Here is a 12318-nt window from a genome sequence, read left to right on the forward strand (position 1 = left end):
TCCGCGACTGAGAGGTGGTCGGCGGGTGCAACCGAACGGGCCATGGAGCGTTGTCATCGGCAGAACAGCGGCCGCCACGGCCTGCAAGAGGTATCCGATGAACCGCCGATCCTGCCTCGCCGTCTTGACTGCCGTCACGGCTCTCGCCGCCTGTGCCCCGAAGGCGGAAACCGCCGCCCCGCCTGCCCCCGTCGCCAGTGCCACCGTGACCGGCACCGCCACCTATCGCGAGCGCATCGCCCTGCCGGCGGATGCTGAGCTGGTCGTGCAGCTGGTCGACGTCTCGCTGGCCGATGCGCCGGCGACGGTGATCGCGGAGCAGCGCATCGCCCCGGTGCGCGTACCGGCCGACTTCGCCCTGACCTACGACCCGGCGCAGATCGACCAGCGCCACAGCTACGCCGTCTCGGCCAAGGTCGAGCGCGCCGGCACGCTGCTGTTCGTCACCGACACCCGCCACCCGGTGCTGACCCAGGGCGGCGGCCGCGCCGTCGACATCGTCATGAAACAGGTCAAGTCGCACTGAGGCCGGGCGCCCGCTCAGAGACCGGTTGGAAATGCGCTGGCGTGAGTCGGCTGGCGGTGGTTTCGAGAACCGGAGCGCAGCGCACATAGGTGCGTGAGCACCGGAAGCGCAGAAACCGCCGTCAGACGGCCTCGCCAGTAGCATTTACAGGCGGTCTCTCAGCCCCGCTGCCGGTCGCGCCACAGCCCGTAAAGGTCGAGCCCGTCCACCCGCACCGGCAGGTGCCGGATGGTCATCGCCTGCTCGGCCGGCGGCCTGGCCAGCTCCGCATAGACCCCGGCGGTGGACAGGCCGTAGGGCGCGCCCTCTTCGTTGGAATGGGCGTAGTAGACCGCCGCGACCCCGGTCATGGTCATGGCGGCGAGGCACATCGGGCAGGGATGGCCGCTGGCATAGACGGTGCAGCCGTCGAGCCGCAGCGCGCCGAGCGCCCGGGCGGCGGCGCGGATCGCCTGCAACTCGGCATGCGCCGTCGGGTCGCCGCTGGCGCCCATCTCGTTGACCCCGGCGGCGATCCCCTTGCCGTCGCGCACCACCACGGCGCCGAAAGGCCTGCCGCCCCGCTCCTCGACATTGCGCCGCGCCAGCTCGATCGCCTGGGCCAGGAACTGCTCATGCGTGGTCATCGGGCCCCTCCTGCCGATCGCCGGCCGCGCCGAGGATCGTCGATTTCTGCGCCAGGTCGCCGCCGCGCCAGAGATACAGCGCCAGCAGCGGCTGGTCGCCCGTGCGCATCGCATGGGCGATGCCGGACGGGTGGTGGATCAGCTCGCCCGGCCGGCGCGGCCGCCACCCCTCCCCGCCGCGCAGCCACAGGGCGGTGCCGGCCAGCGGCAGGTAGATCTCCTCCGCCGCATGGCTGTGCGCCGGGTATTCGAGGTCGGGGCCCAGCAGCAGCACGCCGCAGGCCAGGCGGTCGCTGGCGACCGGGCCGCGCAGGCCGACCAGCTCGCTCCAACCGTAGCGCTCGAGGAAGCGCGCGCCGAAATCCGCGGCCGCATAGGTCTGGCCCCAGGCGAGCTGCGCCGCCGCCGCGACGATACCGTCGACCAGCGGCCGGGTCTCCCCGGCGGCATGCGGTGCGAGCCGGTCGAGCCATTGCAGGACCGGGAGCGGCCGCGGATCGACGCTCCTCCGGCTGGCTCCCGGCCCCGGCCAGTCGGCCAGGAACGGACGCAGTTCGGGCTGATCGAAGCAGTCGAGCAGCGCCCGCGCCGCCCCCGGCAATTCGTCCATGTCGGCGGCGCTCACGGCAGCCCGGCCCTGGTCTCGGCGATGCGCGCCAGGATCGCGTCGACCGTCTCGCCCACCGTCAGCCCCGAGCTGTCGAGCCAAAGGCCGAGCCGCGGCGTGTCGGCGCGCATGCCGCGGTCCAGATCGGCCGGCGTCCAGGCGCCGTAGCCTGTCTTCGGCCTCCCCGCCTCCCGCTCGGCCACAGCTTCGGGCGACGGGCACAGCACGACGATGCCGAAGGACCGGCCGTGCAGCAGCTGGGCAACCCGCGCCAGGGCGGGGCCGAGGATCACGTCCTGCCAGACCACGGTGAAGCCGGACTCGGCATAGCGCCCGGCCACGGTCGCCGCCAATTCATAACGCAGGTCGAGCTGGCGGATCGCCTCAGCCGGCAGGTCGGGCGTCACCTCGACCCGGCCGGAGACGATCATGCGCCGGAACACGTCGCCGCGCAGATGCACCGCCCGCGGCAGCCTTTCGGCCAGCGCCTGGGCCACGGTCGACTTGCCCGCCGCCATGATCCCGGTGACGACGAGGATCTCCGGCAGGTCGGCTTCGGTCGGCATGGCGGTCTCCTGGCAAGGCCGCGATCATAGCCCGGCCGGCGCCGGAGGCCAGGCCTATCCTGGCAGCAGGATCGCCCGGCCCGTCGTCCGCCGCCCCTCCAGGTCGCGATGCGCCTGGACGATGTCGGCGAGCGGGTAGCGCCGGGGCGGGTCCACCGTAACGACGCCCGTGCCGATCGCCGCGAACAGGTCACCGGCCGTGGCCAGAAGCGCCGCCCGGTCCGCCGTGTAGGCCGGCAGCGTGCAATGCGTCAGGTATAGCGAGCCCTTCGCCGCCAGGGTCAGCGGCGCGATCGCCGGGGCCGGGCCGGAGGCGAGGCCGAAGCTGACCAGGATGCCGCGCGGCCGCAGGCAGTCGAGCGAGCGCAGCGCCGTGTCCCGGCCGATCGAATCGAAGGCCGCCGCCACGCCATGCCCGCCCGTCAGGTCGCGCACTGCGGCCGGGAGATCGTCGCGGGGGTCGAGCACATGGGCACATCCGGCGCGCCGCGCGGCATCGCGCTTTACGGGGGTCGAGGCGGTGCCGATCACGGCGATGCCGAGATGCCGGGCCCAACGGCTGAAGATCTGCCCGACGCCGCCGGCCGCCGCGTGGAACAGCACGGTGTCGCCGGCCGCGAGCGGCCAGACCTGCTTCAGCAGGTACTGCGCGGTCATGCCCTTCAGCATCACCGCGGCGGCGACGGCGTCCGGGATGCCGTCCGGCAGCGGCACCAGCCGGTCGGCCGGATACAGCCGTTCGGTGGCGTAGGCGCCGATCGGCCCGTCGGCATAGGCGACGCGGTCACCGATGCGCAGGCCGGCCACGCCCGGCCCGATCGCCTCGACCACGCCGACGCCTTCATTGCCCAGTGTCGCCGGCAGCTCCGGCAGCCGGAAGTCGCCGCGCCGGAAATAGACCTCGACGAAGTTCAGGCCGATCGCGGTCTGGCGCAGCCGGACTCCGCCGGGGCCGGGATCGCCGACCTCCACCGGCTCGATCTGCAGGACCTCCGGGGGGCCGTATTCATGGATGCGGATGGCGGTGGCCATGGCTGCCTCGATGCGGGAACGACGGCCGTGACGCTAGCCGCCCGGCGCGCCGGTTCCCTCTAGGCAATCCGTCCGGCCCGCCGGCAGAATGCCGGCCCCGGAAATGAGGCACCCCATGGCGGATCCGGCCCGGCTCGACCCGATCGATCGTCATCTCCTGGCGCTGCTGCAGCGCAATGCGCGCCTGCCGGTGCTGGCCCTGGCCCGCGCCGTCGGCCTGTCGCGCAGCGCCGTGCAGGACCGGCTGGCGCGGCTGCAGCGCGGCGTGATCGACGGCTTCACCATCCGGCTCAAGGCGCCGGTCCCGGCCGCCGGGCTGCGCGCCTTCATCTTGCTGCGCATCGAGAACCGGCCCTGCGCCAAGGTGCTGGCCGCCTTCCGCGGCTGGCCGGAGATCCGCTCCTGCCATTTCGTCGCCGGCCCGAGCGACGCGGTGCTGGATGTCGCGGTCGCCGACATCGCCGCGCTGAACGCGCTGCGCGGCCGCATGGCGGCGCTGCCCGGCGTGCGAACCGCCACCGCCGTGCCGGTGATGGAGACGCTGTTCGAGGACCGGGAGACGGCGGAGACGACGGCGCCGTGATCTCGCGATCGCTTTGGGACGATGGGGCGGTCTGGACGGCGTCTCGTTCCCTCGCCTTGGTCCGAAACGGATAAGGAGCGGTCACCGTTTCGGACACCCGAGAGCGGACATGGCCAGAATTGGCCCAAAGGCGACATCAGTTCTGCGCCTATAGTCGTACCTCTCTAACCTCTACGGTGCCGTCCCGATCCAATAGAGAGGTCAGGATGACGAGCTCCTCCGCTGAGTGCGACGATGTCAGAATGAATCTATCGGGATCATTACCCTGCCCGACAACAATTTCATCGATGATCTCTTCAATGAGTGCTGCGCCATCACCAACAATGGCTATCCAAGCCACCCGATCGCAAAGACAACGCTCAACGAATGCGTCGAGAGCTGCAAGATCGCGTAGAGGAGAGTGCAGAATGATATTTGTCGGTCTGGACATGATGACCCAAGGGTAAGGCCTGAAGGTGACCGCAGCAACCCGCCCATCTCGGCCGGCCAGGGCTACGCCCACCGCCCGGAAGCGGCCATGGCGCTCCACATCGGGAGCGGACCTAGGCGCACGCGATCCCTTGCCACTACCCTGATTCGAAAGATCATGGGCAGCACACGCGACCGTCGTTAATCTCGATCTCCACCGGACTGGCCAAGGGCAGTTGCTCAGATGACCGATTGGATTGGTGAGTCACTCAAGCAGATTGATGAACTCCAAGCGTTCGATGCCATGGTCTGCTTTCTTGATGCATACTAGAAGCGCACCGGCAAAACTGGTGATATCGCCAGCCTCCTAGGTGATATCAGCCGTGAGGTCTGGAAGGACGGCGCACCAGGCGACCCGGGAGCCTGGGAAGACTGGCGAAAAACGGTGCAGTCGGTACTTCAGGACAACGGCCGCTAACCGCCCATCGCGGCCGGCCGGAACGAATGATGGGCGTCCGAATGCGGCCGCCGCCTCCGGTGCCGACAGGCGGATCTGGCGCGATCCGAGCCAAGGTGGCCCTGAATGCTTCCGGGCGAGATTGGACGCCGTAAATGGCCGCTTTGGTGAAGCCAGGAGGATCGGCGATCATCCCCTTCGAGCCGGTAGCGGTCATGGCGGGCGGCTGTTGCCGGTCTACCCCGGCATAAATGGCGTCATCCGGCTTTCGGAGATTTATGATGCCAGGTGATGGCGGGGCAATTTCCCTTGACTCTTTGTTCCCTATTTGTTCTATTTAGAGGATGGCCGATCCCATCGCAGCCGAAACTCCGACCGCCGCTCCGCCGGCCGCGGATCAGGCTGCCCGGGAGATCGAGGTGCTGGCCGGGTTGACGCAGCTCGCCCTGGAAATGGCCAGGACCTTCCAGGCCCGCACTGCCGCCGCCCTGGCGGCCGGCGATCTCGACCGCGCCGGCAAGGCCGAGGCCCGGTTCAGCAGCCTGTTTCTCGGCATCCGCCGCGTCATCGCGCTCAAGGCCAAGTTGCGCCGGCAGCAGGAGGAAGCGTCCGACGCCGACGAGGCTGCGATGCTGGCCGAGCTGATCGAGCGCGCGCTGGAGCTGGCGCGCGGCTTCCAGGCCCTGGGCGTCGCGGCCGACGATCTCGACCGCGCCACGACGGCCGAGATCCGCTTCAGCGGCCTGTTCCTCGGCATCCGCCGGGCTATAGCGCTCCAGGCCAAGCTGCGGCAGCAGCGGGAGGAGGTGCGGCGCCAGGCCGACATCCGGCGGGAGCACCGGCAGGATGAGAAAAACGACCGGCGCCAAGCCGTCGCCCAGGGCGTCGCCCGCGCCATCGACACCGCCCCAGACATCGATGTCGACAGCAAGAGTGAGATGACCGTCGATCTCTGGGAGCGGCTGACCGAGGACGAGCGCATCGACGTCGACCTCGCCGACACCGCCTTGCCGATCGGGGTCCTGATCGCCAGCCTGTGCCGGACCCTCGGCCTGCCGCCTGGCGGGACTCCTCCGGCCGGCGGGCCTGCCGCCGGTGGATCTGCTGCCGGCGGCCTCTCCGTTACAGGGGCAGCCGAGGCCGGTGGTGCCGGCGCCGGCCCGAAGGGCCAAGCCTTCGGCCCGGCCTCGGCTCAGTCTACGTTCAGGCGCGGCCGCTGCATTCGCGCAGCAGGAGAGTGGCGAACCAGTCATCCTTCAGCAGGAAGTTCAGGTTCTTGGCAATGGCGTCATCCACCGCGCGGTCCACCGACTGGCCGCGGGCCACGGTGAAGGTGGTGCCGAAGGCCTGGTCGAACTGGACGTTGCCGCCGACCGCCAGCTCATAGCGGATGTCGACGCCGTAATGCTCCTCCGCCCCCGCCCGGTCGACCTTGAAGTCGCGGATGGTGGCGTCGAGGATGCATCGCGATGAGTTCAGCCCGGCGCCGGCGCGGCGCAGCTCCGCCTTCAGCGCGTTGGTGACATAGCCCGGCACGTCGCGGACGCTGCCCTGCGGCGCCACGCCCGTGCGGGGCCGGTAATCCATCGGGTTGACCGCGACCGCCCCGGTCAGATGCGCCGTGGTCTGCGGCTGGTAGCCGGTGCGCGGCGCCGAAACGGGCTGGGTGGCGCAGGCGGCGACGAGCAGGGCGAGGGCGAGCGGCAGGCGGCGCAGCATGGAGGCTCCAGGCGGTTGCGGGGCCCGAGCGCCCCGCCCCGACATAGCCTCGCCGCCGTCGCCGGGTCAATCGATGCCCGTCCCGCCACCCGCTGCTCCCCGCACGCTTTCCCGGATCGTTTCGTCACGCTGGAACGGAACCCAACGCGGGCTGTCGCGTTTGTACCGTGCCGACATCGTCCACGGCCCGAGGCTGTGCCGCTCGTCCCGATCCTCGTGCTTCTGCCTCCGTCCCGCGGCTGTCGCCGTGCGCTTGAACGCGCCCACTACAGGGAGAGCCTGCCATGTCCCCGCACGATCTGAACGTCAAGCTCGACACCGACATGCCGCAGCTCAAGATTCTCGATCCCGAGCTGCTCGACTACATCCGGCAGCGCCGGGTCGAGGATGTCATCTTCGCGGCCGGGGCGCGGATCATGACGGAGGGCGATCGCAACCCGCCGCTCTACACCGTCGCCAGCGGCTGGGCGATGCGCTTCAAGATGCTGCAGGACGGCCGCCGGCAGATCCTGTCCTTCGTGCTGCCGGGCGACGTGATCGGCTTCCAGGCCCAGTTCTTCGAGACAGCCGTCACTTCGATCGAGGCAATCACCGAGGTCTCGCTCTGCGTCGTCCCCTACCAGGACATCGCCGGGCTGTACCAGGAGCAGCCGGAGGTCGCCTTCCGCTTCGCCGCGCTGACCGCCGACCAGAAGCGGATGATGGAGGAGCAGCTGCTGTCGCTGGGCCAGCGGACGGCGCTGGAGCGTGTCGCGGCGCTGATCCTGGATCTCTATGGCCGTGCCGAGGCCCGGGACATGGTGCGAAGCGACGGCATGCCCTTCCCCTTGACCCAGCAGCATATCGCCGACGCGCTCGGCATCTCGCTGGTGCATGCCAACCGGACGCTGAAGCAGCTGCAGCGCAACGGCCTCTTCCGGATCAAGGGCCGGCGGCTGCAGCTCCTCGACGCCGCGGCGCTGGAGAAGGTGGCGCAGAAACCGTCGGCCTGAGCGTCAGGCCGCCTCGGCGGCCGGCGGGACATAGGCCATGCGGGCGGCGCGCACCTTGTCGTGATGCTCATCCGCCCAGCGGACCAGCGCGTTCAGCGGCTCCAGCAACGACTGGCCCAGCGGGGTCAGGGCATAATCGACCCGCGGCGGAATGGTCGGGTGCACCGTGCGCGACACCAGCCCGTCCTGCTCCAGCCGGCGCAGCGTCTGCGCCAGCATGCGCTGCGAGATGTCGCCGATCTCGCGCTTGACCACGGTGAAGCGCTTCACGCCCGGCGCCAGGGTCTGCAGCACCAGCAGGCTCCAGCGGTCGCCGATCCGGTCCAGCACATCCCGGATCGGACAGGGATGGAACGCCCCGTCCACCATCTCGCGCGCCATGATCCGATTTCTCCGCCCGTCACGACAAGGTTACCCGGTATCCTATCGGAACCGGGGCCCGGATCGGAACCGCCTCTTTGCTGCGGGCCGTGCGACGCCGAACGGAGGCCTCAAGCGAAGCCCGGCGAACCGGCTGAAAATTAAGGATTTTTCATTGGGAACCTCGTCTCGCTGGGGCCTATTCCCATGACGTGAGCCCACAGCAAGGGAGCTTCGACCATGGCGGACAGCCAGACTCCGCATCGGGGGGGCGCCGGCAACTTCGCCCACAACCGAGAGCGCGCAGCGGAGGCCGGCCGGAAAGGCGGGCAGGTGAGCAGCGGCAACTTCGCCAACGATCCCGCCCGCGCTTCGGCCGCCGGTCGCAAGGGCGGCCAGCACAGCGGCGGCAACTTCAAGAACGATCCTGCTCGCGCTGCGGCAGCCGGCCGCAAAGGCGGCCAGGAGAGCGGCGGCAACTTCGCCAATGACCGTGAGCGGGCGGCGGAGGCCGGCCGCAAGGGCGGACTTTCCGGTCACGGGCCGCACTGACACGGCGGTCTTCGCAGTCATCCAGGGCAGGCCGGGCCTGCCCTTCTTTTTTACCTCTATCTTCTGGGCGAAGACCGGCGGCGGTCCGTACGGACCGCCGCCGGTTCCGTCTCAGGCCGCCTGCGGATGGGCGTGCCGAACCGCCGCGGCATTGACCGCGGTCTTGGCCAGCTTGGTCAGGATCTCGTCCGTCTTTTTCTCCTCCGCCAGCGTCTCCAGGAGGAGGTTCAGGGCCTGTTCATGCTTCATCGCCTTGGCCCAGGTGCAGACGGTGCCGTAGGTCGCGATCTCGTAATGCTCGACCTTCTGCGCCGCCGCGATCAGCGCGGCGTCCAGCGCGTCGGGCTCCAGCCCCAGCTCCATCAGCTCCTGCGCCTCGGCCAGCAGCCCTTCCATAGCCTCGCAGGTCTGGCCGCGCGACGAGGCGTCGAGACTCTCGAACACGGCGTCCAGGCGCTCGACCTGGCCCTTGGTCTGCTCGAGATGATGCTCGATGCCCTGCTTCAGCTCCGGGTTGGTGGCGGCGCGCGCCATCTTCGGCAGCGCGCGGGTGAGCTGCTTCTCCGCGTTGTAGATGTCCTTGAGCTCGTTGAGGAACAGGTCGTGCAGCGTCTTCGTCGCCATGGCCGGCCTCGCTGTGTCAGCATGGAAAAGCCGCCGGCGGCTCCGGCGGCCGTCTCCCTGGGCAATGGATCCCGGCGGCGCGTGGTTCCGGCTACAGGAAGCGGCGGCCGGCCCGGCACGGACCGGCCGCCGGAGCTTCAGGCCAGGAGCGGCATCATCGCGGCGACCAGCGGATGGCGCACGATGTCCGCGGTGGTCAGGCGGACGACGGCGACGCCGTCCAGCGGCTCCAGCCGCCGCGCCGCCTCCTCCAGCCCGGACAGGCCGGGCAGCAGGTCGGTCTGGTCCGGGTCGCCGGTGATCACCATGGTCGAATGCCAGCCGAGGCGGGTCAGCAGCATCTTCAGCTGCTGGAAGGTCATGTTCTGCGCCTCGTCAACGATGACGAAGCTGCGCGAGATGGTGCGGCCGCGCATATAGGCCAGCGGCGCGATCTCGACGATCCCCTCCTTGGTCATCTGGCGCACCTGCTTGGCGCCGAGGCGGTCGGACAGCGCGTCGTAGATCGGGCGCATCCAGGGGTCCATCTTCTCGTTGATGTCGCCGGGCAGGTAGCCGAGGCTCTCGCCCGCCTCCACCACCGGGCGGGTGATGACGATGCGGCTGACGCGCTCGGCGGTCAGCGCCTCGACGGCCTTGGAGACGGCGAGATAGGTCTTGCCCGTGCCGGCGGGGCCGAGGGCCAGGGTCATGGCGTGGCCTTCGATCGCCTTCATCAGGACCTCCTGATTGGCGGTCCGCGGCTTGACCGTCTTCAGGTAGCTCTGCTCCCGGAAATCATCGTCGTAGCCCTCATTGATGGCGACGACACGGGCACTGGAGGCGTTGCGTTTGGCCATGGAACGTCGTCCTTTGCTCTCGCTTGCATCCTCGAACAGCGGATCCCAGACACCGCCCCCTTCACCAGGAGATCTCATTCGCCGGAACCCTCCTTCGGGTCGGGTGGAACAGGACAGGTGACGGATCGGAAGGGCGGCCAGAAACGACAAACGCCCCTGCGAGGGGCGTTTCGAACGATTGCCGATGCTGAAGCTGCCCCTGGTCGGAGCCGGGAAGCGGATGGTGATGCCAGGCTGGTGCCCGTCGCATGACGCCTTTCCGATCACTGACGACGAAAATCGCGTCGCCATGAAGAAGCGTCGCACCAACCTTCGTGCTGCACCAGCGAAAAGACACGCCGACACGGAAAATTCATACCAATAGTGGCCGGTCGACGCTGAGGGTGAGCCTAGATCTAGCGGCTACCACCAAAGGATGCGTCGGCCTGCGTCGCCATGTCGATGAAGGCCCGCGCAGCCGGCGAGCTTTCGTCCCGGCGCCAGGTCAGCCACATGGTGGTGACGGCGCCGGGGTCGGACAGCCGGCGGAACACCACGCCCTCGACCTGGATGCGCTGCAGCGAAGCCGGCAGCAGCGACACGCCCAGCCCGGCCGCGACCAGCCCGACGATGGTCGAAACCTCGCGCGCCTCCTGCCCCAGCCGCGGGCTGAAGCCGGCGTCACGGCACAGGCCGATCATCTGGTCGTACAGGCTGGTGCCCTGATCGCGCGGGTAGCAGACGAAGGCTTCATCGGCCAGCTCGGCCAAGGCCAGCGGCGCGGGCGCGCCTGCCGCCAGCGGATGGTCGGTCCGCAGCACTGCCACCAGCGGGTCGCGGAACAGCTCGCGCACCTCGATCCCCTCCGGCACCGGCGGGAAGGTCGGGTTGCGCAGGAAGCCGATCTGCAGCCACCGCTCGGCCAGCGCCTCGATCTGCTGCCGGGTCGGCATCTCCTGCAGCTCCAGATGCACGTCCGGGTGGCTGCGGCGGAAGGCGAAGATGGTCTGCGGGATCAGCGTGGTGAAGGGGGCGGAGGCGGTGAAGGCGATGCGGATCTCGCCGATCTCGCCGCGCTGCGCCCGGCGCGCCACCTCCGCCGCGCGGTCGGCGGCGGCCAGGACGGTCCGCGCCTGCTCCAGGAACAGCCGGCCGACCTCGGTCAGCGCCACCCGCCGGTTGCTGCGCTCGAACAGCCGGGCGCCCAGCTCCTCCTCCAGCGCCTGGATCTGCTGGCTCAGTGGCGGCTGGGAGATGCCGAGCCGTGCCGCCGCCCGGCCGAAATGCAGCTCCTCGGCCAGGGCCACGGCATAGCGCAGATGCCTCAGCTCCATCATTCGCCAAACCTATCAAACATGCCGTCAAACATATTGGACACTATCAATCGGCATGGCCATGTTTTCGAGAGGGCCGGGCGCCCCTCCCTTCCTCTGGCCCGGCCGGAGATTTCCCGTGACCTCATCGGTCCAGTCGCTGCCGCGCCAGCCCGCCTCCCCGTCGATCGCCGATGCCATGCCGGCCGGAACCGTGGCGGCCGAGGACGTCGTCGCCTTCATCGAGCACGGCACCGCCGCCTTCCACCGCACCAACCTGGCGCTGTTCGCCGCCGGCTTCGCCACCTTCGCCCTGCTCTACTGCGTGCAGCCGCTGATGCCGGTCTTCGCCGAGACCTACGGCATCGGCGCGGCCGAGAGCAGCCTGTCGCTGTCGCTGACCACCGGCACACTGGCCTTCGCCATGCTGGTGGCCAGCGCCTTGTCCGAGGCCTGGGGCCGCAAGCCGGTGATGCTGGTCTCGCTGTTCGCCTCGGCGGCGCTGACCGTGCTGGCGGCGCTGATGCCGTCCTGGCACGGGCTGCTGGTGCTGCGGGCGCTGATGGGGCTGACGTTGAGCGGGCTGCCGGCCGTCGCCATGGCCTATGTCAGCGAGGAGATGCATCCGAAGTCGGTCGGCCTTGCGATGGGGCTCTTCATCGGCGGCAGCGCCATGGGCGGTCTCGGCGGCCGGCTGATCGCCGGCGTGCTGACCGACCTGACATCCTGGCGGCTCGGCCTCGGCGTGGTCGGCCTGTCCGGCCTGGTCTGCGCCGTGCTGTTCTGGCGCAGCCTGCCGCCCTCGGCCCATTTCACGCCCCGGCCGCTGCGGCCGCGGCTGCTGCTGGCCGCCTTCGCCGACCATCTGCGCGACCCCGGGCTGCGCTGGCTGTTCCTGGAAGGCTTCCTGCTGATGGGCGCCTTCGTGACGCTGTACAACTACACCGGCTTCCGCCTGCTCGCGCCGCCCTATGGGCTGAGCCAGACGGCGGTGGCGGCGATCTTCGTGGTCTATCTGATCGGCATCGGCGCGTCGATCTGGGTCGGCCATCTTGCCGGGGTGCTCGGCCGCCGTCGCGTGTTCTGGGCGCCGATCGTGCTGATGCTGGCCGGCATCGCCCTGACCCGCGGCGAC

Annotated in this window: 15 protein-coding genes; 5 read left to right on the plus strand and 10 right to left on the minus strand. The window is 69.7% G+C overall.

Going from position 1 to position 12318, the window contains the following annotated elements:
• Positions 1–97: 97 nt before the first annotated feature.
• The gene (locus ABDW35_RS20805) at positions 98–526 is read left to right on the plus strand and encodes a YbaY family lipoprotein (RefSeq protein WP_343715798.1); all 429 of its coding nucleotides are present in this window, start codon (positions 98–100) and stop codon (positions 524–526) included.
• 158 nt (positions 527–684) lie between these two features.
• On the opposite strand, the gene ABDW35_RS20810 is transcribed toward ABDW35_RS20805, so the two are convergent.
• Genes ABDW35_RS20810 through ABDW35_RS20825 form a run of 4 tightly spaced genes read right to left on the minus strand, consistent with a single transcriptional unit; the run spans position 685 to position 3357 of the window.
• A complete protein-coding gene (locus ABDW35_RS20810) occupies positions 685–1152 on the minus strand; it encodes a nucleoside deaminase (RefSeq protein WP_343715799.1) in 468 nt (155 codons plus the stop codon).
• Entirely contained in the window at positions 1139–1777 is a 639-nt protein-coding gene (locus ABDW35_RS20815; RefSeq protein ID WP_343715800.1) for a dimethylsulfonioproprionate lyase family protein, read from the minus strand. The genes ABDW35_RS20810 and ABDW35_RS20815 overlap by 14 nt, the downstream gene beginning before the upstream one ends.
• Positions 1774–2325, minus strand: coding sequence for an AAA family ATPase (locus ABDW35_RS20820; protein ID WP_343715801.1), 552 nt, complete (start codon positions 2323–2325; stop codon positions 1774–1776). The genes ABDW35_RS20815 and ABDW35_RS20820 overlap by 4 nt, the downstream gene beginning before the upstream one ends.
• 54 nt (positions 2326–2379) lie before the next feature.
• Positions 2380–3357: a quinone oxidoreductase gene (locus tag ABDW35_RS20825; protein WP_343715802.1), complete on the minus strand. Its 978-nt coding sequence runs from the start codon at positions 3355–3357 to the stop codon at positions 2380–2382.
• 115 nt (positions 3358–3472) lie between these two features.
• On the opposite strand from ABDW35_RS20825, the gene ABDW35_RS20830 reads away from it, so the two are divergent.
• Positions 3473–3940, plus strand: coding sequence for an Lrp/AsnC family transcriptional regulator (locus tag ABDW35_RS20830; RefSeq protein WP_343715803.1), 468 nt, complete (start codon positions 3473–3475; stop codon positions 3938–3940).
• Between the two features lie 1122 nt (positions 3941–5062).
• Here ABDW35_RS20830 and ABDW35_RS20835 read toward each other — a convergent pair.
• Positions 5063–5977: a hypothetical protein gene (locus ABDW35_RS20835; RefSeq protein ID WP_343715804.1), complete on the minus strand. Its 915-nt coding sequence runs from the start codon at positions 5975–5977 to the stop codon at positions 5063–5065.
• A gap of 31 nt (positions 5978–6008) precedes the next feature.
• Positions 6009–6524, minus strand: coding sequence for a hypothetical protein (locus ABDW35_RS20840; protein WP_343715805.1), 516 nt, complete (start codon positions 6522–6524; stop codon positions 6009–6011).
• A gap of 284 nt (positions 6525–6808) precedes the next feature.
• On the opposite strand from ABDW35_RS20840, the gene ABDW35_RS20845 reads away from it, so the two are divergent.
• A complete protein-coding gene (locus tag ABDW35_RS20845) occupies positions 6809–7516 on the plus strand; it encodes a Crp/Fnr family transcriptional regulator (RefSeq protein WP_343715806.1) in 708 nt (235 codons plus the stop codon).
• A 3-nt stretch (positions 7517–7519) separates the two neighbouring features.
• Here ABDW35_RS20845 and ABDW35_RS20850 read toward each other — a convergent pair whose 3' ends face one another.
• Positions 7520–7897, minus strand: a complete 378-nt coding sequence (locus ABDW35_RS20850) for a helix-turn-helix domain-containing protein (RefSeq protein ID WP_343715807.1) — start codon at positions 7895–7897, stop codon at positions 7520–7522.
• Positions 7898–8116: 219 nt separating this feature from the next.
• Here ABDW35_RS20850 and ABDW35_RS20855 point away from each other — a divergent pair, with 219 nt between their 5' ends.
• Positions 8117–8428: a general stress protein gene (locus tag ABDW35_RS20855; protein ID WP_343715808.1), complete on the plus strand. Its 312-nt coding sequence runs from the start codon at positions 8117–8119 to the stop codon at positions 8426–8428.
• Between the two features lie 111 nt (positions 8429–8539).
• Here ABDW35_RS20855 and ABDW35_RS20860 read toward each other — a convergent pair whose 3' ends face one another.
• The 3 genes from ABDW35_RS20860 to ABDW35_RS20870 form a co-directional block, all read right to left on the minus strand.
• Positions 8540–9052, minus strand: a complete 513-nt coding sequence (locus ABDW35_RS20860; protein ID WP_343715809.1) for a ferritin-like domain-containing protein — start codon at positions 9050–9052, stop codon at positions 8540–8542.
• Between the two features lie 137 nt (positions 9053–9189).
• The gene (locus ABDW35_RS20865; RefSeq protein WP_034837212.1) at positions 9190–9891 is read right to left on the minus strand and encodes a PhoH family protein; all 702 of its coding nucleotides are present in this window, start codon (positions 9889–9891) and stop codon (positions 9190–9192) included.
• Between the two features lie 395 nt (positions 9892–10286).
• The gene (locus ABDW35_RS20870) at positions 10287–11207 is read right to left on the minus strand and encodes a LysR family transcriptional regulator (RefSeq protein ID WP_343715810.1); all 921 of its coding nucleotides are present in this window, start codon (positions 11205–11207) and stop codon (positions 10287–10289) included.
• A gap of 115 nt (positions 11208–11322) precedes the next feature.
• Here ABDW35_RS20870 and ABDW35_RS20875 point away from each other — a divergent pair.
• The coding region (locus ABDW35_RS20875; RefSeq protein WP_343715811.1) for an MFS transporter at positions 11323–12318 on the plus strand (996 nt) is incomplete at its 3' end.

The organism is Inquilinus sp. (assembly GCF_039594555.1).
GTDB lineage: Bacteria > Pseudomonadota > Alphaproteobacteria > DSM-16000 > Inquilinaceae > Inquilinus.

Bases quoted from the DNA above. Each gene is read 5' to 3' on its own strand.
- ABDW35_RS20805 (WP_343715798.1), top strand. From the start codon at position 98: ATGAACCGCCGATCCTGCCTCGCCGTCTTGACTGCCGTCACGGCTCTC.
- ABDW35_RS20810 (WP_343715799.1), bottom strand. From the start codon at position 1,152: ATGACCACGCATGAGCAGTTCCTGGCCCAGGCGATCGAGCTGGCGCGG.
- ABDW35_RS20820 (WP_343715801.1), bottom strand. From the start codon at position 2,325: ATGCCGACCGAAGCCGACCTGCCGGAGATCCTCGTCGTCACCGGGATC.
- ABDW35_RS20825 (WP_343715802.1), bottom strand. From the start codon at position 3,357: ATGGCCACCGCCATCCGCATCCATGAATACGGCCCCCCGGAGGTCCTG.
- ABDW35_RS20830 (WP_343715803.1), top strand. From the start codon at position 3,473: ATGGCGGATCCGGCCCGGCTCGACCCGATCGATCGTCATCTCCTGGCG.
- ABDW35_RS20840 (WP_343715805.1), bottom strand. From the start codon at position 6,524: ATGCTGCGCCGCCTGCCGCTCGCCCTCGCCCTGCTCGTCGCCGCCTGC.
- ABDW35_RS20845 (WP_343715806.1), top strand. From the start codon at position 6,809: ATGTCCCCGCACGATCTGAACGTCAAGCTCGACACCGACATGCCGCAG.
- ABDW35_RS20850 (WP_343715807.1), bottom strand. From the start codon at position 7,897: ATGGCGCGCGAGATGGTGGACGGGGCGTTCCATCCCTGTCCGATCCGG.
- ABDW35_RS20855 (WP_343715808.1), top strand. From the start codon at position 8,117: ATGGCGGACAGCCAGACTCCGCATCGGGGGGGCGCCGGCAACTTCGCC.
- ABDW35_RS20860 (WP_343715809.1), bottom strand. From the start codon at position 9,052: ATGGCGACGAAGACGCTGCACGACCTGTTCCTCAACGAGCTCAAGGAC.
- ABDW35_RS20865 (WP_034837212.1), bottom strand. From the start codon at position 9,891: ATGGCCAAACGCAACGCCTCCAGTGCCCGTGTCGTCGCCATCAATGAG.
- ABDW35_RS20870 (WP_343715810.1), bottom strand. From the start codon at position 11,207: ATGATGGAGCTGAGGCATCTGCGCTATGCCGTGGCCCTGGCCGAGGAG.